General features: G+C 47.6%; 22 protein-coding genes and 1 pseudogene. 12 read left to right on the top strand and 11 right to left on the bottom strand.

Annotation, left to right across the window (positions count from 1 at the left end; genetic code table 11):
- Positions 1-148: 148 nt before the first annotated feature.
- The 5 genes and pseudogenes from ACUZ8J_RS17710 to degQ form a co-directional block, all read right to left on the bottom strand.
- Complete coding sequence (locus ACUZ8J_RS17710) at positions 149-1,345, bottom strand: DUF3800 domain-containing protein (protein WP_446694509.1); 1,197 nt, start codon at positions 1,343-1,345, stop codon at positions 149-151.
- Between the two features lie 88 nt (positions 1,346-1,433).
- Positions 1,434-1,877: pseudogene (locus ACUZ8J_RS17705) on the bottom strand (DUF6988 family protein); the annotation flags it as partial.
- A 21-nt stretch (positions 1,878-1,898) separates the two neighbouring features.
- Positions 1,899-3,058 (bottom strand): IS3 family transposase gene (locus ACUZ8J_RS17700; RefSeq protein ID WP_446693017.1). Its coding sequence is split into 2 segments (ribosomal slippage): positions 1,899-2,809 and positions 2,809-3,058, totalling 1,161 coding nucleotides; the frame shifts between segments, so codons are not numbered across the junction.
- Positions 3,059-3,746: 688 nt separating this feature from the next.
- The gene (gene degS, locus ACUZ8J_RS17695; RefSeq protein WP_011625166.1) at positions 3,747-4,829 is read right to left on the bottom strand and encodes an outer membrane-stress sensor serine endopeptidase DegS; all 1,083 of its coding nucleotides are present in this window, start codon (positions 4,827-4,829) and stop codon (positions 3,747-3,749) included.
- A 125-nt stretch (positions 4,830-4,954) separates the two neighbouring features.
- Positions 4,955-6,307 carry a Do family serine endopeptidase DegQ gene (degQ, locus tag ACUZ8J_RS17690; protein WP_011624007.1) on the bottom strand — a complete coding sequence of 451 codons (1,353 nt, stop codon included), beginning with the start codon at positions 6,305-6,307 and terminating at the stop codon, positions 4,955-4,957.
- Between the two features lie 455 nt (positions 6,308-6,762).
- Between degQ and zapE the strand changes: the two genes are divergently transcribed.
- The 8 genes from zapE (at position 6,763) to rlmB (ending at position 14,647) form a co-directional block, all read left to right on the top strand.
- Positions 6,763-7,875, top strand: a complete 1,113-nt coding sequence (gene zapE / locus ACUZ8J_RS17685; protein ID WP_086901985.1) for a cell division protein ZapE — start codon at positions 6,763-6,765, stop codon at positions 7,873-7,875.
- A gap of 296 nt (positions 7,876-8,171) precedes the next feature.
- A complete protein-coding gene (rplM, locus tag ACUZ8J_RS17680; protein ID WP_011073682.1) occupies positions 8,172-8,600 on the top strand; it encodes a 50S ribosomal protein L13 in 429 nt (142 codons plus the stop codon).
- Between the two features lie 14 nt (positions 8,601-8,614).
- A complete protein-coding gene (rpsI, locus tag ACUZ8J_RS17675) occupies positions 8,615-9,007 on the top strand; it encodes a 30S ribosomal protein S9 (RefSeq protein WP_006083052.1) in 393 nt (130 codons plus the stop codon).
- Positions 9,008-9,121: 114 nt separating this feature from the next.
- A complete protein-coding gene (locus tag ACUZ8J_RS17670) occupies positions 9,122-9,310 on the top strand; it encodes a DUF2065 domain-containing protein (protein ID WP_011715861.1) in 189 nt (62 codons plus the stop codon).
- 66 nt (positions 9,311-9,376) lie between these two features.
- Positions 9,377-10,672 (top strand): adenylosuccinate synthase, encoded by a 1,296-nt coding sequence (locus ACUZ8J_RS17665; protein ID WP_086901986.1) that lies wholly within the window; start codon positions 9,377-9,379, stop codon positions 10,670-10,672.
- Positions 10,673-10,780: 108 nt separating this feature from the next.
- Complete coding sequence (gene motX / locus ACUZ8J_RS17660; RefSeq protein ID WP_446694508.1) at positions 10,781-11,437, top strand: flagellar protein MotX; 657 nt, start codon at positions 10,781-10,783, stop codon at positions 11,435-11,437.
- 39 nt (positions 11,438-11,476) lie between these two features.
- Entirely contained in the window at positions 11,477-13,906 is a 2,430-nt protein-coding gene (rnr, locus tag ACUZ8J_RS17655; protein ID WP_249553720.1) for a ribonuclease R, read from the top strand.
- Entirely contained in the window at positions 13,907-14,647 is a 741-nt protein-coding gene (gene rlmB, locus ACUZ8J_RS17650) for a 23S rRNA (guanosine(2251)-2'-O)-methyltransferase RlmB (protein ID WP_086901989.1), read from the top strand. It begins immediately after the preceding gene.
- A gap of 69 nt (positions 14,648-14,716) precedes the next feature.
- On the opposite strand, the gene ACUZ8J_RS17645 is transcribed toward rlmB, so the two are convergent.
- Positions 14,717-16,141 (bottom strand): MFS transporter, encoded by a 1,425-nt coding sequence (locus tag ACUZ8J_RS17645; RefSeq protein ID WP_446694507.1) that lies wholly within the window; start codon positions 16,139-16,141, stop codon positions 14,717-14,719.
- A gap of 181 nt (positions 16,142-16,322) precedes the next feature.
- Positions 16,323-17,066 (bottom strand): DUF481 domain-containing protein, encoded by a 744-nt coding sequence (locus ACUZ8J_RS17640; protein WP_446694961.1) that lies wholly within the window; start codon positions 17,064-17,066, stop codon positions 16,323-16,325.
- Between the two features lie 224 nt (positions 17,067-17,290).
- On the opposite strand from ACUZ8J_RS17640, the gene rpsF reads away from it, so the two are divergent.
- From rpsF to rplI, 4 genes are read left to right on the top strand one after another with little or no spacing between them, the layout of a single operon-like run.
- The gene (gene rpsF, locus ACUZ8J_RS17635; RefSeq protein WP_011073674.1) at positions 17,291-17,686 is read left to right on the top strand and encodes a 30S ribosomal protein S6; all 396 of its coding nucleotides are present in this window, start codon (positions 17,291-17,293) and stop codon (positions 17,684-17,686) included.
- Positions 17,687-17,694: 8 nt separating this feature from the next.
- On the top strand, positions 17,695-18,000 hold the full coding sequence (gene priB / locus ACUZ8J_RS17630; RefSeq protein WP_011073673.1) for a primosomal replication protein N: 306 nt from the start codon (positions 17,695-17,697) through the stop codon (positions 17,998-18,000).
- Between the two features lie 11 nt (positions 18,001-18,011).
- Positions 18,012-18,239 (top strand): 30S ribosomal protein S18, encoded by a 228-nt coding sequence (gene rpsR, locus ACUZ8J_RS17625; protein WP_006083042.1) that lies wholly within the window; start codon positions 18,012-18,014, stop codon positions 18,237-18,239.
- Between the two features lie 36 nt (positions 18,240-18,275).
- A complete protein-coding gene (gene rplI / locus ACUZ8J_RS17620; protein WP_023268570.1) occupies positions 18,276-18,728 on the top strand; it encodes a 50S ribosomal protein L9 in 453 nt (150 codons plus the stop codon).
- A gap of 158 nt (positions 18,729-18,886) precedes the next feature.
- On the opposite strand, the gene hydF is transcribed toward rplI, so the two are convergent.
- The 4 genes from hydF to hydG are packed head-to-tail and all read right to left on the bottom strand — an operon-like array spanning position 18,887 to position 23,272.
- Complete coding sequence (hydF, locus tag ACUZ8J_RS17615; protein ID WP_446694506.1) at positions 18,887-20,128, bottom strand: [FeFe] hydrogenase H-cluster maturation GTPase HydF; 1,242 nt, start codon at positions 20,126-20,128, stop codon at positions 18,887-18,889.
- Positions 20,112-21,194, bottom strand: a complete 1,083-nt coding sequence (hydE, locus tag ACUZ8J_RS17610; RefSeq protein WP_446694505.1) for a [FeFe] hydrogenase H-cluster radical SAM maturase HydE — start codon at positions 21,192-21,194, stop codon at positions 20,112-20,114. Before hydE ends, hydF begins: the two co-directional genes overlap by 17 nt.
- On the bottom strand, positions 21,191-21,832 hold the full coding sequence (locus tag ACUZ8J_RS17605) for a hypothetical protein (RefSeq protein ID WP_446694504.1): 642 nt from the start codon (positions 21,830-21,832) through the stop codon (positions 21,191-21,193). The genes hydE and ACUZ8J_RS17605 overlap by 4 nt, the downstream gene beginning before the upstream one ends.
- Entirely contained in the window at positions 21,833-23,272 is a 1,440-nt protein-coding gene (gene hydG, locus ACUZ8J_RS17600; protein WP_446694503.1) for a [FeFe] hydrogenase H-cluster radical SAM maturase HydG, read from the bottom strand. It lies immediately after the preceding gene.
- Positions 23,273-23,284: the final 12 nt, after the last annotated feature.

The raw sequence follows: 23,284 nt of genomic DNA, 5'->3' as shown, positions 1-23,284 counted from the left end.
ACACACAGCATGCTTTGGGACAATTCCGATTTAAAGTGTTAACTCGAACTCGTCATTTTCAGATAAAAATATCTAAGGGATAACGCCTCAAAATCCAGTGCCGCTTTACTGCGTCCGGCGCCTAAAAGGCGCGTAGTTAAATGACTTGTTAAGTGTTCACAATATCTGGATTCGGGATGGCTTTTTCTAAAAAGAATGTCGTATAGTCTGCAGCATTAAGACCACCATCATGTACTGTGCCTAAATCCTTTGGTGTTACATCCAATGTTGGCCATATTTTATTGTGGCCAATAAATCGATCTAAATTGAGCTTATTAAGCTCTAAAAATAAGTAATCCTCGGTCTCGCCGCGACTAACTCCTGCAGCCCAGTATGAAAATGAGCTAGCTATGATGTCTGCTACCTGAATTTGTGAATAATCTTTGGAGCTTGCGAACTTTAAAGACTTTCCTTTAAGAGGGAGGTTATATTTCCTTCGGTCGTAACCAAGCTCCACCTCGTCCTGAGTCCAGTCCATAAATTGTGCAAACAAGAGTCTTTGCTTTTCGATGCTATGAGAATCATCATGAATGATGTGAAAACCTTTCGGATATGCATCTCCCCATTGAGCGCAGTGACTAAACAATGCTGGTATTGATGGATCTAAGGAAAATTTATCAATTCCGTTAAGAGCATCATGGATACAATTTTTCGTAGCCATAATAAAGTCAATGTCTTCTTTAAAATCCTCGTTAGACGACGACTCTTTTACCTTTTCAAGACTGTTGTAAAAGTTGTCAATATCGTCCTGCTTTTGGTCTCGAATCATTACCACAAAGGATTTGTACATAGATTGAACCATATCCTTGTCGCAAAATGATGGCAAACAGTAATAAAGCATGTTTGAAAGAGCTATATTCCTTCCGTTTAAATAGAGGTCTTCGCCCATCAGGTGTAACATGTGCTCGATAAGAATATCTACGATCTTAGTTGTGACCATGAACTCCTTTAAGAATATGTTTATTTTCACATTTTTTGTATTAAGTAACTTGCTACTCATTAACCTAACGATGCCATCCTGGCCAGATTTTCTCCGTTTCAGATTTTTGAAATGTGCTTCATGTGGAGAATTGGAATCTACAAGAGCCAGCAGCTTCTCTGAATCCTTTTCAGTAAATATACAGCTAGCTAAAGTGAAAACAGGCTGGTCTTGATCAAGTAGATTCGAGCCTGTATTTCCTGATTCATCAAGAAAAATCGTTGGGATTTTTTGCTTTTCACGCGTGGCTAAATCTTGCTTTTGGTTCTGCAGATGTTCTTTAGCCTTTTTTTGGGCATCTCTCTTAGATTTACTATTCTTGCTCATACGATTCTTGACTCATTACGTTCGAATAAACGGCGCAGATTCGCTGCGTCAGGCGCCGAAGGCGAATAGTTGATTGATTTGTTAGGTGTCATAGTAGTGCAGGCATGCACCCTAAACGCTTACCTGCTAGCTCTAGTATTGTTTTTTGCAGTGGTTGTTGACCAGAAAGAACTACGGCTTGCATAAATGACATAACTGCCAACCCATTAGTATTGCGTAGCACATCGTGAAGCAATTTTACTGGATACCCGTCGCGATGCCTTAGGATAGGATGAATACCTGCATGCGCATAAGAATTGAGAGCCTTCCACGAGTTGTCTTTAAATCGGGAAACTGCATCATATGCCTGCGGTGGCCCCTTTTTTTCTAATGCTTCGATCATTTGTGCAATTTGAGGCATGTTCTTTGCGGCTTGCTCCGATTCTAGAGATAGGTCTGCTGTTAGTTTAGACAGTTGGTGGTCTGTCGCAACGTATGTGAGCCAAATCGAACGGGTAAGAGCTTCAAACTGTGCGCGATGGACAACTAGGGCGGATGGTAAGAGGTGTACTGGTCAATCCAAACTGGACACTTTTACTTGAGAATTTTCAAACTCTACAGGTGACATATCGTCATTAGCAGAATGCAGTCGCTCCAAGTTGTAATATTTCATGTAAGCAGTCACATCTTGCTTCATAAACTCCCTTGTTGGTTGATTAACTTTAAAAATCCAATCGTGTTTTAAGCTGCCAAAAAATCGCTCAACAACGGCATTATCCCAACACGCCCCCACATCACCCATGCTGGCTCGGATACCATAACTCGATAGCAGCCTACCGAATTGCTTACTGGTATATTGCGAGCCTCGGTCACTGTGAAATACCAGCCCTCGCGCTGGTTGTCGCAGGTTGTAGGCTTTTATTAATGCCTTAGATATCAAATCTGTGGTCATGCGTTTGTTTATGTGCCATCCCACAATCCGGCGTGAATATAAATCCATCACCACTGCTAAATACATCCAGCCTTCACCCGTCTTTAAATAGGTCACGTCACCCGCCCAGACCTGATTAGCCGATACTGGATTAAAGTTCATATTTAACAGGTTATCAGCCACTGCATCTGAGTGTTTTCGCTGCGTAGTCACCTTGTAAGCGCGTCGCTGGGTTCCTTTAAGTCGAAGGCGGTGCATAATTTTACGAACGAGATAGCGACCAACCTGGTAGCCTTCCTTGCGCAATTTCTTCACCATTTCACGATTCCCTAAGCTGCCTCGACTTTGCTTAAATAGCTGTCGAACAAGGCGATAAAGCTTCAGTGTTTCAAGGCTTATCACGTTTGCAGGGCGTTTATGCCAATCGTAATAGCCTGACTTACTGACACTCATTACTCGACATAACAGTGCTATGGGAAACAGGTGAGATTGCAGTTTGATGAAACGAAATCTTACTTCATTTCTTTCGCAAAGAAGGCGCTTGCCTTTTTTAGAATTTCTTTCTCCATGCGCAATTCTTTGTTTTCTCTACGCAATCGCTTCAACTCATCCCGCTCAGACTCTTCTAAGGTGATACCTTGTTTCAGGGCTTCGTGTTTTTCTTTCCAGTTGTAAAGCAGGCTCGTGCTAACTCCAAGAGACTTTGCCGCATCGGCAACGCTATAACCTTGCTCTAGCACCATCAAGACGGCTTCATCTTTAAATGCCTGCGGATAACTTTTATGTGATTTCTTCAGACTCATATAGACCTCTTAATTTATTGACCATACTGTCTCAAAATTAAGTGTCCGATGGGATTAGACCAGAACAAACTGCTCACTCGAAAGTTAAGTCAGCTTAGATCTACTTATAAAGCTTTGGGACATAAAGCTTTTAGCCAGATGAACAGTTCAATGGTCGTCAAAATTGTCACTGTTGCAACAGTGACCGTTGGCGACATGGATGTCGCCGTCGAGCCTATAGGGACATATTCACGGCGTGTCACTGGGGAAACAATGACAATTCATCCTACACACCTGACGACAAACTTATCTCGTTTTGGGGCAAAAAGCTTTTAGCCAGATGAACAGTTCAATGGTCGTAAAGATTGTCATTGTTGCAACTGTGACCGTTGGCGGCATGGCCGCTCTTTCACATCCATGTGATCGCGGCATTCGCACTTCCATATGCAGCAGATGCAGCCGTCGAGCCCTCAGGGATGCTTTTTGTGAAATAAAAGGGTGGCGTGTCACAGGGGAAACAATGACAATTCATCGTACACACCCGACGACAAACTCATCTAAATTTGGGGCAAAAGTCAGTGAAAAATGGCAATGCGAGATAAATAGCTCTGCTATTTGAGTTATAAGGTAATAGGTGATTTGGATGATGACTCAGAATGAGGTTCTATACATGCCTCATTCTGAGATTAATCAAGGTAGCTTACTGAGCTTAATTATCGACGACGACCTTTTCATCGATAATCACCGGCAATACTTGCTCTTTGCCTTGGCGAATAACCGTCATCATGATTTTCTTGCCGGGTGTGGTTTCGGCAATTCTATCCATCAGCATTTCGACCCCTGGCACATCTTCGCCATCGTATTTGATGATCACATCCCTTGGTTGTAGCTGCGCCCGTGCCGCTGGGCCATTAGGATCGACGCCTGTGACTAATACCCCACGTAAATCGGGTAGGTTGAGGATTTGCGCCACAACCGGGTTAATCGGTTCGCCAGAGATCCCTAAAGCACCACGGATCACCCGACCATTTTTAATCAGTTTACCCATAATGCTGTGGGCCAGTTTAATTGGGATCGCGAAGTTAATCCCGTGGCCGCCACCTTCACCGCCCACTTGGAAGGCGGCGGTGTTGATACCAATCAGGCTACCATTAGTGTCGATTAAGGCGCCGCCTGAGTTACCGGCGTTAATTGCGGCATCTGTCTGTAAGAAGTCTAAATAACCAGAACTTAAGCCGTTACGACCCGTGGCGCTGATAATGCCTTGGGTAATGGTTTGGCCGAGGTTATAAGGGTTACCAATCGCTAATACCACATCCCCAACCTGCGGTGGGCTGTCGAGATTGACTGGCACCGTAGGAAGATTATCGCCTTCGATCTTAAGCACTGAAAGATCGGTTTCGGGATCAAACCCTACGACTTCCGAGGTGAATTTGCGGCCATCCTGCAGGGCGACCACAATTTCGTCGGCTTTTTTAATCACATGATAATTCGTGAGAATATAGCCTTCTTTGCTCATGATCACCCCAGAGCCTAGGCCTTGGAGGGAGCCAGAGTTCAGCGGACGGCTCTGATCGATACTTAAGCTATAAATATTGACTACGGCAGGGGCGGCGCGGCGGACGGCCTTAGCAAAGGAGAGTTCGACCGTGTTGTTACCCCGGTTTTGCAGTAACGAGCTGCCGAGATTCTTATTGTCGAAGTAGTGTGTAACTAACAAAAACATGGCCGCCATGATAAGGCCGAAGAGCACGGCTTTACCGAGATATAACAGGGTTTCTTTTATTGTCATGGCAGGCTAAGTATTGAAAAAGGTGAGTTAGATTAACATGTTTAACAAGTTAAAGCATAGGGAACCCGCGTTCCCTATGCTGATCCGCATCTGATAATGGGATAAAGATCAGAGCGGCGTACCGATTAACGCAGCACTAAGTACAACAAGCTCTTACCACGGAGGATCTTCAGGGCGACAGCGCCTTCTTGATCTTTGAGCTGCTCCTTGAGTGATTTCAGATCTTTCACCGCCGAACGGTTAATGCCGACAATCACATCGCCTTTTTGTAAGCCGCTCATTGCCGCTGGCGAGCCTTGGGCCACCTCAGTAATTTCCACCCCTTTCGAAGCGTTTTCTAGCGAGGCACCTTGTAGCATGGGATGCACAGCACCGGCAGCTTTTTCAGTAGTTTGGCTTGCTTCACCTAAGGTGACATTCACGGTTTTCTTATCGCCATCGCGGATAAGTCCCAGTTCAACCTTGGCACCCGCGCCCATAGTCGCGACTTTGGCTCGCAGCTCTTGGAAGGATTTAATCGCACGGCCATCGACGCTGACGATAATATCACCCGCCTTGATGCCGGCTTTTTCAGCGGCGCTGCCCGCGGTGACTTCATTCACAAAACCACCGTGCTGGGTATCTAAACCAAAACCTTGGGCGAGTTGACTATCCAAGTCGCGGCCAGAGATCCCGAGCACGCCACGGCGCACTTCACCGTGCTCGGCAATTTGTGCCACGAGGTTTTTCACCATATTGGCAGGGATCGCAAAACCGATACCCACGTTACCACCGCCTGGCGCTACGATGGCGGTGTTAATACCGATCAGCTCACCTTTCAGGTTAACCAGCGCACCACCCGAGTTACCGCTGTTAATTGCTGCGTCGGTTTGGATAAAGTTTTCAAGCATTTCAATGCCTAAACCGCTACGGCCTAGGGCGCTGACGATCCCTGAGGTCACTGTTTGACCTAAACCAAAGGGGTTACCGATAGCGACGGCAAAGTCACCCACACGTAGTTCATCAGAATCTGAGGTTTTGATTGCGACTAGATTTTTCGCTTCAATTTGCAGCAAGGCAATGTCGGACTCTGAGTCGGTACCAATCAGCTTGGCTTTGACTTCACGACCATCGTGCAGACCGACTTGGATATCATCGGCACCATCAATCACGTGATTGTTGGTGACGATATAACCTTTATCTGCGTCAATAATCACACCTGAGCCTAAGCCTCTAAAAGGACGCTCTTGCACTTGTTCCTGCGGTGCATTGGGGCCAAAGAAATAACGGAACACATCGGGTACACGTTGTTTAGAGACGTGCGTGCCAGATACCGCCACGGAAACCACAGCGGGCGTCGTGCGCTCTAACATAGGCGCAAGACTTGGAATGGATTGACCCTCAACAGATTGCGGAATAGCGGCCTGTGAGACAGCGGGCATCATTGTCAGAGTTGCGGCTAACATTGCGGCTGAAAGTACAGATAGTTTCGTTTTCATCTATTCATAACTCCAAATAAGGGATCAAGGATCTGGATGTAATGCGTCGTGAGTTGTGTCCGCACCAGATCGAATCTGTATCGGTACCGGCTATTTGCCTAGGTAACCATTCGGACACGCACCTCATTGAAAAAGTTCATCAATATTAACAAAGGTTAATATCTTAACGGTTATTTTATCAGCATTTTATGGGCTGTAACTTAAGTGAAACCTGTGGGCTTTTAAGGCCTTTTTCAAGTCTTAAAATGTTTCAATCGTCGCGTGAAATAAGTTAACAGCATAGCGCTTTCTAAATAAGTTTTTATCCTTTCGTGCCCAATTTGGCTTTTCCGTCGTCGAGTGTCTAAAAATGGAATCCAGCATCCTTAGCTTGTTGGGGGATAAATATATGCCCTGTGTGAGAGGCCGTGGTAATATCGACGCAGTTTTTCCAAAGGATAAAAGAGAATTATAACGTGCCCCAGTTAAGCCCTTGGCAGCATTACCAAAAAGATCTTACTCGTGATGGTTTTTCCCATGATCCCGCGCAGGAAATGGCCGTAAAGGCACTGCAACGCGTCTACGAGGATTTAACCGCTGCCGAAGCGCCAAGCTCACTCTTAGGCAAGTTACTGACCTCCTTTGGTCTTAAGTCAGCACCTGTCGCGCCTAAGGGATTGTATCTGTGGGGCGGTGTCGGTCGCGGCAAAACCTATTTGATGGACACTTTTTTTGATGCGCTGCCAGGTAATCAAAAACTAAGGGCGCACTTTCACCGCTTTATGCATCAACTGCATTTAGATCTGGATGCGCTCAAAGGTACGCGCGATCCTTTGTTAGTGATTGCCAAACAGATGGCGGCTAAATACCGAGTTATTTGTTTTGACGAATTTTTTGTCTCTGATATCACTGATGCCATGTTACTTGGCACCTTATTCCAAGCCCTCTTTAAAGAAGGAGTGGTATTAGTCGCTACCTCAAACATTATTCCCGATGATTTGTATAAAAACGGATTGCAACGGGCGCGATTCCTTCCCGCGATCGCCTTGATCAATCAGCATTGTGAAGTACTCAATGTGGATTCGGGCATCGACTATCGTCTACGCACACTGGAGCAGGCCGAGATTTATCACCATCCACTCGATGAAGAGGCCGATACTAACTTGCTGCGTTATTTCCGCCAGTTAGCCCCCGAGGCCGAAGTGTCAACCGACGCGATAGAGATTGAAGGGCGCGCAATCAGCATACGTCAACAGGCGCAAGGTGTGTTGCTCGCGGATTTCAGGGCCTTATGCGATGGTCCCCGTAGTCAGCGGGATTATATGGAGCTGGCGCGGATTTATCATACTGTGTTGGTGAGTGGCATCGAACAAATGGGCGCGTTTTTAACGGGTGATGATATCGCCAGACGTTTTTTAGCTATGGTGGATGAGTTTTACGAGCGCAACGTTAAGTTGATTGTTTCCGCGCAGGTGCCGCTGGAAGAGATTTATGCAGATGGCTTATTGAGTTTTGAATTTAGACGCTGCCGCTCTCGCTTAATCGAAATGCAATCCCACGATTACTTAAAATCAGAACATTTACCATAAGTTAGCGAGTGAGTTTTATCGGAGGTTAGCGCGTTTTTTGCGCAAACCTCCTGTGACTCATCCATCCCAGTGAAAATCAGCCTCACCGATCGATTTTTTATGATTTTTGTCAAAATATCAGGTGATTTTTAGCTCACGTTTGTCTATAATCCGCCACCTGCCCACGTTACTCCACCAAACTAGGTGGAAGTTGTACGCCGAGTTAAGTACTCGAAGGGGTACTGAAAGGCAATTTTGTGTTGTTTACCATTGTAGGCAACATGTGAGACAGAAATTAACTTTGGGTTTTTGTAATAATGAAGACTTTTACTGCTACACCAGAAACTGTAACTCGTGACTGGTTCGTCGTTGATGCTGACGGCAAAACTTTAGGTCGTATCGCTACCGAAATCGCTCTGCGTTTACGCGGTAAGCACAAGCCAGAATACACTCCTCACGTTGACACTGGTGATTACATCATCGTTATCAACGCTGAGAAAGTTACTGTTACTGGTAACAAAGCGCAAGGCAAGACGTACTACTCGCACTCAGGCTTCCCTGGTGGCATCAAGCAAATCAGCTTTGAAAAGCTGCAAGCTCACAAGCCAGAAATGATCATCGAGAAAGCAGTTAAGGGTATGTTACCAAAAGGTCCTCTGGGCCGTGCCATGTTCCGTAAACTGAAAGTTTACGCTGGCGCAGAACATAACCACGCTGCACAACAACCTCAAGTTCTTGATATCTAAACGGGATTAAGCAAATGGCTGCAACTCAGTACTACGGCACTGGCCGTCGCAAAACCTCTACAGCACGCGTATTCGCTAAAGCTGGTAGTGGCAACATCGTTGTAAATCAACGTCCTTTGGACCAATACTTTGGTCGTGAAACTGCTCGTATGGTTGTTCGTCAACCATTAGAACTAGTTGAAATGACTGACAAGCTGGACATCTATGTAACTGTTAAGGGCGGTGGTATCACTGGCCAAGCAGGTGCAATCCGTCACGGTATTACTCGTGCTCTGATGCAATTAGATGAAGCTCTGCGTCCATCATTACGTTCTGCTGGTTTCGTAACCCGTGACGCTCGTAAAGTTGAGCGTAAGAAAGTGGGTCTACGTAAAGCACGTCGTAAGCCACAATTCTCTAAGCGTTAATACGTTTTGGAATCTCAAAAAACCCAGCTTATGCTGGGTTTTTTATTGCCTAAAATTGGCTATGCTCGCGTTAATGAAAGTGTTTTTTTGCTGACTGTTCGAAGAGAGGGGAAGATGAGCTTACAGTTATTCATGTTGGCCGTGGCATTGGTGCTGATTTTAGAGGGCGTGGGGCCTTTGTTGTTTCCCAATAAATGGCGCCGATATTTAAACGAGCTTTCCCATCAAAATCAGCAAGTTTTACGCCGGATTGGCGGTTCTTTAGTCACCGCTGGGCTGGTCATTTTGATTATTTTTTCATAAATGCCTTACCACTTGCGCTTTAAAATCTGTTAGAATTCTTTTTTAACCACAACCTTGCAGCAAACAATGGGCAAAAACGTAGTTGTTCTCGGCACCCAATGGGGTGACGAAGGAAAAGGTAAGATTGTCGACCTTCTAACAGAACAGGCAAAATATGTAGTTCGCTACCAAGGCGGTCACAACGCGGGTCACACTCTTGTGATCAATGGCGATAAAACCGTACTTCATCTGATCCCATCAGGCATCCTACGCGACAATGTGAAATGCATTATCGGTAACGGTGTGGTGCTTGCACCTGACGCACTGATGAAAGAGATCAAAATGCTCAAAGAGCGCGGCATTCCAGTTGAGGAACGTCTGCTGATCTCTGAAGCATGTCCGCTGATCCTACCATTCCACTGTGCCTTAGACATCGCTCGCGAAAAAGCGCGCGGTAACAAAGCTATTGGTACTACGGGTCGTGGTATTGGTCCTGCGTATGAAGACAAGATTTCCCGTCGCGGTCTGCGTGTTGGCGATCTGTTCAATGCTGAACTATTTGCTGAAAAGCTGAAAGAAGTTATGGCATATCATAACTTTATGCTGACAGAGTACTACAAAGTTGACGCCGTAGATTACGAGCAAACACTGAGCGACGCGTTAGCCTTAGCTGACTACCTGAAGAGCATGTGTGTTGACGTAACCGAACTGCTGGATAACGCGCGTAAAGCGGGTGAGCCAATTCTGTTCGAAGGTGCACAAGGTACACTGTTAGACATCGACCACGGTACTTATCCGTTTGTAACTTCGTCAAACACTACCGCAGGTGGTGTGGCGACAGGCAGCGGCTTTGGTCCACGTCATTTAGACTATGTCTTAGGTATCATGAAGGCATACACCACTCGCGTGGGTGCAGGTCCTTTCCCTACTGAACTCTTATGTGAAGTGGGTGATCACTTAGGGACTAAAGGTCATGAATTTGGTGCGACTACCGGTCGTAAGCGTCGTCCGGGTTGGTTAGATGCAGTGGCAATGCGCCGCGCAGTACAAATCAACAGCGTAAGCGGCTTCTGCTTAACTAAGTTAGACGTACTCGATGGCCTGAAAGAAGTGAAGATCTGTGTGGGTTACCAACATCCAGATGGCACTATCTCTAAGGTTACGCCATTAGCGGCTGAAGGTTATGAGCAGGTCACGCCTGTTTATGAAACTATGCCAGGCTGGAGCGAGTCAACTTTCGGTGCGACCTCTTTAGAACAGTTACCGCAAGCAGCTATCAACTACATCAAGCGTATTGAAGAGTTGTTAGAAACGCCGATCGACATCATTTCTACCGGTCCAGACCGTAATGAAACGATGATTTTAGTTAGCCCATTTAACTAAAATCGTAGAGGCCGTGTTTCACGGCCTTTTCTTCTTTTGTTGTTCCTTCCTGTTTGTTTTCTGTGGTTAGAAATTCGGCTTGAGCTCAAGAAATAGGTTATACTGCCGATGCAAGTATTCACCCTATTGTCATTGAGAGTCGTTATGCCACGTACTGCATTAGTTGCGCTGCTGCCCTTAGTATCTTCAATGTGCTTTGCTGAAACACAGGCGGTGGATATTTATTCTCAAGATCAATTACTTGAAATGATCCGCGGCGAGAAATATTTGGCAAGAGTTAAGCAAGATGACTGTCAGTTAGTGCAAGACATCGAAGCGCGCGCAGAAGTCTTAAAGCAGCCCCTGTATCAGTTTCTGTGGGGGGAAATGCTCAACCATGGTACCTGCGTAAAAGCCAATGCAGTCAAAGGGATGGGATTATTGCAAGAGGCGGCCGAGCAGGGCAGTCCCGAGGCCATGGTGAAACTTGCCGAATATTATCAAAATGGTAAGTTTGTTATTCGTAATAAAGACCGTGCGGTCAATTATTTATTGCCAGCGGCGGCGAGCGGCAGTTTAGCCGCGCGAATGATGCTGGTTCGTTTATACGGTGAAGGTTATGGTAGTCCAAGGGACTATGAAATGGCCTATAACTGGTTATACAACAATGTATTTACCGATGAGGCGACCAAGAAAAAAGCCTTGTCATTACTGCAGGTGTTAGCCGCTAAAATGCCCGCCAGTGCAGTGGCGCGGGCCCAGCAAGGGCACTTGCGAACCCGTTGAGATGTCTCTACTGATTGAGACAGAAATATTGGATATTGAATGATCAAAGACCCTCATTTCGAGCGTGAACAGGATAAGTACGAAAACCCTATCCCAAGTCGTGAGTATATTATCGAGTACTTACGTTCTCAAAAATCACCTATTACCCGTGACAGCATCGCTGTTGCACTGCAGATCCACGATGAAGAACAGTTAGAAGCCCTGCGTCGCCGTTTACGGGCGATGGAGCGCGATGGTGAACTGGTATTTACCCGCGGTCAAAGCTATGGCTTACCTGAAAAAATGGATCTGATTTCCGGCACAGTTCTTGGGCATAGAGAAGGCTACGGCTTCTTTAAACCTGACGAAGGTGGCGACGATTTATTTATCTCAAATCGCGACATGCTGATGTATTTCCATGGCGATAAAGTACTGGCACAAAAAGCCGGTATGGATCGTAAAGGCCGCCGCGAGGCCCGTATAGTTCGCTTGATCCAACCACGCAGTGCCGCCATTGTGGGGCGATTCCATGTCGACAGTGGCATGGCATTTGTGATTGCCGATGATAAGCGCATTACCCAAGAAATCTTAATCGCCACCGAAGATCGTAATGGCGCCCGTCAAGGCGATGTGGTCGTGGTTGAATTAACCCGTCGTCCAGGCCGATTCGTTAAAGCTGCCGGTAAAGTCACTGAAGTGCTCGGCAAGCAAATGGCGCCGGGAATGGAAATCGAAATTGCCTTGCGTAATTACGATTTACCCCACACTTGGTCGGCGGTGATTGAGAAAAAACTGCGTCGGATCCCCGATGAAGTGACCGAAGCCGATAAAGTTGGCCGCGTCGATCTGCGAGATCTGCCCTTAGTGACCATCGATGGTGAAGATGCCCGTGACTTTGACGATGCGGTATATGCTGAAGTCAAACCTAGTGGTGGATGGCGTCTGTGGGTGGCGATTGCGGATGTGAGCTACTATGTGCGTACCGATTCGGCCTTAGATACCGAAGCCCGTGCCCGTGGTAACTCTGTGTATTTCCCGTCGCAAGTGATCCCTATGCTGCCGGAGAAAATCTCTAACGGCCTGTGCTCGCTTAATCCCCATGTCGACCGCTTGTGTATGGTCGCAGAGATGACGATTTCGGCCCGCGGTAAGCTGTCGGGTTATAAGTTTTATCCCGCGGTGATGCATTCACATGCGCGCTTCACTTATACCCAAGTGGCTGCAATGCTTGAAGGCGGCCCGATTGCGCCTGAGCATGAGGCGCTATTCCCGCATCTGCAATGTTTGCAGTCACTCTATTTAGCGCTCGATGAACAGCGCGCCGAGCGTGGTGCGATTGCCTTTGAGACCTTAGAAACGCAGTTTATTTTTAACGATCAGCGCAAGATCGATAAGATTGTGCCAAGAGCGCGTAATCAAGCTCATAAAATCATTGAAGAATGTATGATTTTGGCCAACGTATCGGCCGCTAAGTTTGTGAAAAAGCACAAGGGTGAAATCCTCTATCGCGTGCATGAGTCGCCCTCTGAGCAGAAGCTGGCAAACTTTAAAGAGTTTCTGGCCGAACGTGGTTTAAGCATGGGCGGTGGACTTGAGCCAACGCCTGCGGATTACCAGAATGTGATGCTGCAAATCGCCGATAGGCCCGATGCCGAGCTTATTCAAGTGATGTTGCTGCGCTCAATGCGCCAAGCTATTTATACACCTGATAACGAAGGTCATTTTGGTTTAGCACTCGAAGAATATGCGCACTTCACCTCGCCTATTCGCCGTTATCCTGACTTAGTGCTTCACCGCGTGATCCGCTATTTATTGGCGAAGGAAAAAGGCGAAGCCAATGAAAAGTGGACATCCGATGGTGGCTACCATTATCAGCTTGATGAGTTAGATCTCTTAGGCGAAGAATGCTCGAACACCGAGCGCCGCGCCGATGAAGCGACGCGTGATGTAAGCGACTGGCTGAAATGTGAATTTATGCAGGACCATGTGGGTGACACCTTCGAGGCGGTTATTGCCTCTGTCACTAACTTTGGTTTATTTGTTCGCTTAAATGACTTATTTATCGATGGCTTAGTGCATATTTCCAGCCTAGGCAGCGATTATTACCAGTTCGATCCTATGCGTCAGCGATTGATTGGTGAGCACACAGGTCAAATCTATCAAGTGGGTGATCCCGTCACGGTAAAAGTGGCCGCAGTAAACTTAGATGATAGACAGATTGACTTAGTCATGCTCGGCGACAGTGGAAAAGGCGGTCGCCGTAAGTCTGCGCCAAGTCGAGAAAAACCGATGACGGCACGTGAGCGGGTAAACCGTGAAGGCGCCAAAATGGCTAAGGCGGCTAAATCGACAGGCGCGAAATCGAAAGCCAGTTCAGATAAAGCCGGGGCGAGTAAGTCCAAGTCTAAAGCAGGCGCTAAGCCTAAGAAAAGCGTAAAAAATTCGGCGAAAAAGCCAAAGGCCGCGAAGCGGAGCACGAGAAAGAAGTAAATGAAGAAACAAGATATTATTTTTGGGATCCACGCAGTTGAAGCGCTGTTAAAACATAGCCCAGAGCGCATTATTGAACTTTGGCTGTTGCAGGGCCGTGAAGATGAGCGTCTAACGCCGCTGATCCGTCAGGCCAAAGCTTTTGGCACTAGTATCCAAGTGACCTCACGCAAAGTGTTGGACGATAAAGCCGAAAGTGCTCAGCACCAAGGCATTGTTGCCCGTGTTAAGGCAGCTAAAATCCTTGGTGAGCATGACTTAGATGAATTGTTAGCTAAGACCGACTTACCGTTCTTTTTGATTTTAGATGGTGTAACCGATCCGCATAACCTAGGTGCTTGCTTACGTAACGCTGATGCCGCGGGTGTGCAGGGCATTATTGTGCCGAAGGACAACTCAGTAGGCTTAACCGCTGTGGTGAGTAAAGTGGCCTGTGGCGCCGCCGAAACTGTGCCCTTATTCCAAGTGACTAACCTTGCGCGTACCATGCGTCATCTGCAGGAAAAGGGCGTGTGGATTGTCGGCACGGCGGGCGAAGCGGATTGCGAGCTATATCAAGCCGATCTTAAAGGGCCACTGGCGATTGCGATGGGCGCTGAAGGCAAAGGCTTACGCCGCCTAAGTCGTGAATGTTGCGATACTTTAGTGTCGATTCCGATGGCGGGGAGCGTTTCTAGCTTAAACGTATCGGTCGCAACGGGCATCTGCCTATTCGAAGCCGTGCGTCAACGCCGTAGCTAATCGATAGCTTTCCATAAAAAAGACGGGCTAGCCCGTCTTTTTTATTGTCCCGAATTACTGAAATCCCTCTTAAGCGGTTTTCACCGTATCGAGATTAGACTCTTCTAAGTCGTGACTTTCTGCGTCAACAAAAGTCGGCTCTGGATTAACGTCAAACTCGAATGTCAGCTGTTGTTCGCTGTCAGTGTCATCATCTTCGAGGGTATCGGCACCTAAATCTTCTTCATCGTCGCTGGGCGTGGGAGTCATTTGTTCCTGCACCGATTCGACATCAACCCTTGGGTCGAGCGCGGCCGCGAGCGGGGATGAGACTAAGTCACCGGTTGCCATGATGTAGTCTTGAGTCACGTTGGTTTCGGCCTTTTGTTGTGAGTGAACATAACGCAGGCGTAAAAACAGAATTAAGGTACAGGCCGACATAAAACCATAGAGCATGCTGTTGCCGAGCCATTGCATTAGGGTTGAGGCGATAAGCGGACCGATACTGGCGCCAAGACCGAAGGTCAGTAATATGGTAGCCGACAGACCGACCCTTTCGCTCTGCTCGACACGGGAGTTGGCCAGTGCCGTCGCCAAAGGGTAGAAGGTAAAACCAAGAATACCGAACAGAAACGTCATCACCAGTGAGAGTGTGGGGTGGTAAGGCGTGAGGGCGATAGCTAAGGCTAAGATCCCAAGCAATACGCAGTTAATGCGGATAAGCCGGCTGCGGGACATAATGTCGGATAATTTCCCCATCGGCCATTGCGCCAGCAGACCCGCAAGAATGGTGGCCGTCATATAGGTGGCGACTTTCTCGGGCGGTAAACCTAAGTTACTCGCATAGGCGGGCGCCAAGCCGTAAAAGGAGCCGACAATCATGCTACCTATCGCAATAGTCGTCAGTGCTTGCGGGGCTTTGCGCCAATAATGGGCGATTTTTAAGGGCGCGGGCACCAGTGGCGCAGGGTGAATACGGCGGGTCAAGGAAATGGGCACAATACACAGGGCAAAACAGATGGCGATCAGTAACAGCGGCTCTAGGCCGAGTTCAGGATAGAGGCTGATGGCACCTTGGCCCAATATCAAACCGAAGTACGAGACTATCATGTAGCTGGCAAACACAGTGCCGCGTTGGCTGCTTTCTGCCTGCTCATTGAGCCAGCTTTCGAGCACCATGTATTGGCACATCATGCCCATACCGACGATAAGTCTTAAGAGGATCCAAACAGCTAACTCATCCACTAAGGCGTGGCCGAGCGCGGAGGCGGCCACTATCCCAGCGCTGGCGACAAAGGCGCGAATATGCCCGACTTGGGCAATCAAACGGTGGCCTATCTTAGAGCCCGCCACCAGACCGACGTAATAGGCCGACATCATGCCGCCTATCCATAACTGTGGAACGTGCATCACCGACAGGCGCAGGCCTAAATAGGTGGTGAGTAAACCGCCTGCCAACACAGTTAATAGAGTCGTGCTATATAAAGAGGCGAAAGTGCGTAGCGGATTTGCCATTAACTACTCCTTGTGTGGTTGCAGGGAGAGTATATCAGGAGTTGGTGTGTATTCCGTGTTGCAAAATGTTGGGATTTAATGACTGAGTTATCATTTTTGTGTGTGGGTCACTCAATTCGACTGAAATGGGATTTGGCTGAGAGGGTGAACTTGTTTTCAGCCAAACCTCTGAGTACCTCGATTATCTAAAGGTGTAGAGCAAGTTAAAGGTGGTGACTGTGTCTGTCTGCTTACTGCCTTCGGGAACCACTTCGGTGTACTTGACGTTCATGCCGATTTTAAATGCCCAATCCTGAAACACTAAGTTCTTGTAGTTCATGTCGAGGGTGAGAGTGTTGTTATTCTCGCCCACCTCGGCGGTGAGATCGGCATTGATGCTGGTGTATTCCTGCAATTTTTGCGAAAACTTTGCCGCAGTACGTAAAATCACATCCTTTTCGGCGGCGGGATCGGGCTCTGCTACCGATTCTGCAGGCAGGTTGTATCGATAACCCGGACCGACTTCGAGGCTGAGTTTGGTCTTATAGGTACTGATGGCATTAAAACCATAACCCGAAGAAAGGGTTGAAATTTGGGTATAACTACCGAACTGATCCCAAGTAAAGTCACCACGGCCAAAGATATAGCCCTTAGTGAGTTTATAGTTGCTCTGCAATTGGAGTTCGTACTTCTCTGAGGTGGTTTGGTTTTTCTCTGAAGCAAAATACGCTTTTAGCGTGGCTTCTTGTTTTGTTTGCTTGGCATCGTAAATCAGCTGGGTGCGACCATTAAAACTGCTCGACTCGGTATTACCCGTGTTCAACTGTAAGCCAGCTTCGACTTCTGCAGTAAAATCGCTTGGCGGTTCCTGATAATCGGGAGGCACAAGCGCAAGTGCCTGAAAAGATAGGTAAAACAAACTCACAGGGGCGATAACTTTTAGCATTGCTCGTAACATTAGTCAGGGTTCTTGAATGGCTGGTGTCTGATATCCGAATAGGGGTGAGGCGTCATCATACCCGTATTGGGGGTTGAGGCAAAGTTATTGCTTGAGTTTCGCGTCTGCTTTCTGTACTATCTCGCGCTCGAATCAGTCACTATTTTCGTTCCTTGCCTCCACTTGGTCTGACTGAGCCAATAACGAGGCTACATAACCGTAAGGAGCAATAAATGCGTCATTACGAAATCGTATTTATGGTTCACCCAGATCAAAGTGAACAAGTACCAGGTATGATTGAGCGTTACACCGGTGCAATCACCGAAGCTAACGGCAAAATCCACCGTTTAGAAGATTGGGGCCGTCGTCAACTGGCTTACCCAATCCAAGACCTGCACAAAGCTCACTACGTTCTGATGAACGTTGAAGCACCAGCAGAGACGATTGAAGAGCTAGAAACTGCTTTCCGTTTCAACGACGCAGTTCTGCGTAACATGGTAATGCGTACTAAAGGTGCCATCACCGAAGCATCTCCAATGGCGAAAGCTAAAGATGAGCGCGATTCACGTCGTGGCCCAGCTGGCGACCGCTCATATGATGAAGCTAACGCTGAAGAAATCGCTGAGTAAGTTTATCTGTGACCACCAATAACTTGGTGTTGTCAGGAACCATAACCCGTTCCAGACGCTTTAAAAGCCCGGCAGGCATCGCACACAGTGTGATAATGCTAGAACACAAATCGCAGCGTTATGAAGCAGATATGCTCCGCAACGTCTACGTACAAATACAAGTGATATTGAGTGGCCCACGCTTTGAGAGCGTGGCAGACAATCTGAAAGCAGGTGTGGAAGTACAAGTTCAAGGTTTTATGACGCTTCAACAGGGGCGAAATGGCCAAAATCGCTTAGTCATCCATGCCGAAAATGTCGAATTGAAAACTTAGGAGACTGTCAAATGGCACGTTATTTCCGTCGTCGCAAGTTCTGCCGTTTCACCGCTGAAGGTGTTGCAGAAATTGATTACAAAGATATCGTTACTTTAAAGAACTACATCACTGAAAGCGGCAAGATTGTTCCAAGCCGTATCACTGGTACTAGTGCTAAATATCAGCGTCAACTAGCTCGCGCAATCAAGCGTGCTCGTTATCTTTCTCTACTGCCATACACTGATTTACATCAGTAATTGCAGTATTCCTAATCGAATATAGAGGATTTGATAATGAACGTTATTCTGCTTGATAAAATCGCTAACCTGGGTAATCTGGGTGACCAAGTTGCAGTTAAAGCTGGTTACGCTCGTAACTACCTGCTGCCACAAGGTAAAGCTGTTGTTGCTAACGAAAGCAACGTTAAAGTATTTGAGGCTCGTCGCGCTGAATTAGAAGCTAAATTAGCTGCTGATCTGGCTGCTGCTAACCAACGCGCTGAAAAAATCGCTGCTCTGGAAGCTGTTGTTATCGCTTCTAAAGCTGGTGATGAAGGCAAACTGTTTGGTTCAGTTGGCACTCGTGACATCGCTGATGCAGTAACTGCTGCTGGCGTTGAACTGGCTAAATCAGAAGTTCGTTTACCATTAGGCGCTCTGCGTACTACTGGCGACTTCGAAGTTGAAGTTCAGTTACACACTGAAGTTAAAGCTGTTGTTAAAGTATCTGTTGTTGCAGAAGCTTAATTACCAACTGCTTTAAATGAAAAACACCGCTTCGGCGGTGTTTTTTTATGGGCGCGATTTAGTTCGTATTGTTGTGTAAGTGGTTGTTTGTCAAGCATCAAGGATAAACAGGCTTAGCTACTTCATCGCAGCTAAGCCTGGCACTAAGGCTCAATATGTTATTGCTGAAGACTGTTGTTAAAAGGCGCAAGCACCCGTGGTAGCACGCCCTGTAGCTTTGAAATCGCGACCCCGTAGTTAGTGATAGGCACATTGCGCCGTTGGCATTCGTGGATGCGGCGGATCATTTCATTGCGGTTAAACATACAGGCACCGCAGTGGATGACGAGGGCATATTGCTCTAAATCATCGGGAAAGTCGTGGCCGGACGTCACGATAAATTCGAGTTGTTTACCCGTATAGCTATTTATCCAGCGGGGGAGTTTGACTCGGCCGATATCATCTTCCTGTACATTGTGGCTGCAGGCTTCGGCGATGAGCACTTTATCGCCATCTTGCAATTTATCTAACGCCTCAGCGCCTGCGGCAAGGGTGGGCAAATCCCCTTTAAAACGCGCAAATAGGGTTGAGAAAGTCGTGAGTGGAATCGATGCTGGTACTAGGGCGGCGACTTGTTTAATTGCCTGAGCATCTGAGATCACCAGTTTGGGGGTGACGACGGATAATGCCTTTTCGAGTTCTGTTTCTTTCACCACCATTGCGATCGCGCTGCGATCCAATGCTTCCCTAAGGATCTGTACCTGCGGCAGGATTAAGCGTCCTTTCGGTGCTGCCATATCGATTGGTACGACGCAGAGGATAATGTCCCCCGCTTGATAGAGGTCGCCCGCTAGCAGTGGCTCTTGCTTATATTCCGCGGGTGCTAAATCGATAATCTGCTGCTTAAGTGTTTTGGCCGCAAGACCTGTGGTAGCCGAGACCACAATATAAGGTAATGATTGCTGTTGGCAGAAGGCAATATCTTCAGTTTTAGGCATGTAGATATCAGCCTTGTTGAAGACCACCAATATTGGCATTCGCATCTGCTGTATTTCGTTTACTAAGGCGATATCCGATGGATAAAGCCCTTGTTCGTCCACCACCAAGAGTGCCATATCGGAGCGGAATAACACTCTACGAGTCGCCTTCACCCGCATTGTACCTAATTCTCCGTCATCATCGATCCCGGCAGTGTCATAAAAGGTCACAGGCCCCAGGGGCTGTAACTCATAGGCCTTGGCTACGGCATCAGTCGTGGTGCCCTTAATATCGGACACAATGGAGATCTGTTGCCCCGCGATCATATTGAGCAGAGAAGACTTACCCGCATTGCGTCGACCGACTAAGGCTATATGGTAACGCATGCCCCGAGGTGCCGATTGGGCTTGGGAGTGCTCTTGTGGATTAATGCCTTGACACATATTGGTTCCTTTTTGAATCACCACGGCTAAAGGATGGCAGGAGCCCGTGGCGTTGAATTTGCTGACAGACTTGCTTAAGTCGTGCTGTGGCTGACTGTTGTTGCTGGTTTTTTCCCGGATAAATGCTGTAATCGCCACTCACTTGTGTTGGGGTGAAGGAGGGCATAATCACATTGCAACCTCGCTTTAGTGCCTGCTCCCTTGCGCCCTTCTCAAGGGCGTCGAGTGAACTGGTGGCGGGAATATTTGCCCCTGGATTCATCAGTCGCAAAATAGCGCTCACTCGATGACTCTTAAGGGCGCTGCCATTGGCTGAAGTCGCAAACGGTGTTTGCTGATGGGCGATAAAAGGGCCGCAGGCCAGCATATCGAGTTGTAGTTCGGTTAATAGCTGAATATCACGGGCTAAGATCGCATCCGTCATTCCCGGTAAATCGACAATAATTCCTGAGCCAGTTTGATATCCCAGTGACTTAAGATAATTGAGCCTTGCAATGCGCTCGTCAAAATTGGCTTTAGGTCTACACCGAGCAAAGAGGGCGCGGTCGAAAGTTTCCATCTTGAGTAAATAGCGATCTGCTCCAACTTCGCGCCATTTTTCCAGCTCTTGATGTTTGCGATCACCCAGTGACAGAGTGATTGCTAGATTGTGGTGACGTTTAATCTCAGTAATCAGGGTACTTATACGATTGCCGCTGTAGTTAAAGTCATCCCCCGATTGCAGCACCACAGTACCTAGTCCCAGCTCGGCAATGCTAGCCACAGCGTTAAGGATTTCTTCGTTCGAGAGCCGATAGCGTGTTACCTGTCGATTTTCGGTGCGTAAACCACAGTAATGGCAGTGGTTACGACAGTGATTCGAAAACTCGACAATGCCGCGTAAATACACCTGTTGATTAAATTGCAATTCAGTGGCGAGCTGGGCGCGACTAAATAGCCATTCATCGTCTTGTCCCTGAAGTAGCGAAAGGATTTCGGCATAGGAAAACGCCGTGGGCTTAAGCAACGTCGGTTTAACGGATGTTGGCTGAGTGACTGGTACTGGCGGGCTAGGGCGAGTGTTCATCTGTTACGCCCTTTATCTAGCTCAATCAAGCTCTGATACCAAAGCTCACCCACTGCGCGGCGGCATTCCTCAACATAACGGCCAAGTGCTACTACCACCGCTGAGTTTTGCTCACTGGGGACGCCAGTATCAAACCAATCGATTAAGCTGTTTGGCGCAAGGCCTAAAGCAATAGTATCAAACTCCAGCCAAAGTCCTTGAGCCGAGGTGTAATTGCTGTGGGCGTAGTGGCCGACAAAGAGTCTATCGCCAATCAGCAATATAGGTTGCAGTGGCAGCGCTTGGGTCGAGACTAAATTGATGGCCTCAGGAAACTGCGTTTTAAGCTCGGCGCACCAGTGTCGGGAGTTTTCATAGAGTCGTTCCACTTCCGGCAGTGGCATCTCAGGTCTTAAGATGGTGGCAAACTCATCCCGCCATAGACGAGTGGGCTCAAGTTTAATCAGGGTGAGTTGCCTTAAGCGGGCGTTTTGTAGCCGCTTTAATAACAACTGCCCCACGGCATTATCGGCAAAATTACTGTAAATCGACGCGTGTAACACGATTACATCAGCGCGCTCTATCGCATTCAGTAAGGCGCTAGTGTTAAGGCCAAAATGCAACTGCACGCCGGGCTCAGAAAATAAATAAGGTGCCATTTACAGATAGATATCCCGTTCACCCGCATCGGTTTTTTGCAAACAGCCACGCACATTACGTTCCCGTGATGGACTCATTTTGGCGAGCTCTCGCTCTATCAGGGCGTTACCTGCCTCGCGGGTTTTATCGCTGGCGTAGTCGTTCAGATATTCCCTAAAGGTGATCAAGGCATTCGGCTGGCAGAACTTGCCAATAAACTGCTGTTTGGCTAATCCCATAAAGTGATCGCCAGTGCGCCCTTTACGGTAACAGCCTGTACAGAAAGAGGGGATGGCATCCGAATCCGTAACTAATTCATAGATGATCTCATCCATGGCGCGATGATCGCCAAGGCTAAATTGCTCGGCATCGTGTTGATTTAGCTTGCTGTCTTGATAGCCACCCGGCGCAGTGCGTGAGCCTGCACTGATTTGTGATACGCCGAGTTCTAACAACTCTTTACGTAGGGCCGCGCTCTCCCGTGTACTCATAATCAAGCCTGTATAAGGTACGGCGAGGCGAGTGATGGCTACAATGCGCTTAAAGCAGTCATCATCGACCTCATAGGGCGGCTTTTCACTGATAGCGGAGCCATGGGCGGGTTCTATCCGCGGGAAGGAGATAGTATGCGGGCCAACGCCACAGTCTTTTTCGAGTTGCTGAACATGGGTGAGCATGGCGAGCAGCTCAAATCTATGGTCATACAGGCCAAAGAGGGCGCCGATACCGACATCATCGATTCCCGCTTCCATTGCCCTGTGCATGGCGTAGAGGCGGTATAAAAAGTCGGTTTTTTTACCTTTAAGATGGACTTGGCTGTAGGTGTCTTGATGATAGGTTTCTTGGAAGCATTGATAAGTGCCTATCGCCGCGGTTTTAAGTTGTTTAAAGTCTTCCACACTCATTGGCGCGCAGTTGACGTTGATACGGCGAATTTCGCCACCCTTGCCCTGCTTAACGCTGTACATGGTTTGAATACTTTCAACAATGGCTTGCACATTGTTGCGTGGATGCTCGCCATAAACGGCCAAGATCCGTTTGTGGCCCATTTCTTCGAGGATCGCAACTTCTTGGCGGATCTCATCCTGTTTTAAGGTCTTTCGTTTTAGCTCATGATTATCGGCATTAAAGCCGCAGTAGCTACAACTGTTGGCGCAATGATTCGACACATACAGCGGCGCAAACATCACAATACGATTGCCGTAAATGGTGTTTTTAATCTCACGGGCGACGGCAAAGAGTGCTTCATCCAGCGCTTTATCTTGGTTTTGCAGTAGGAGAGCGGTTTCTTGAATGCTTAAGCCTTCGCATTGGCGCGCTTTGTCGAGAATGGCGAGGACTTGCTCGCGACTCGGATTGCTAGCGTCTTCAATGGCCTGCCAAATCGCCTGATCGTCAATAAAACTGACGTTGGGATTATAGTCAGAGACGGTAATAGAATGATGCTCGTGTGTGCTCATGGTTATCTATGC

The organism is Shewanella sp. Koi 1 (assembly GCF_052907445.1).
This window is presented reverse-complemented; position numbering and strand designations above follow the sequence as displayed.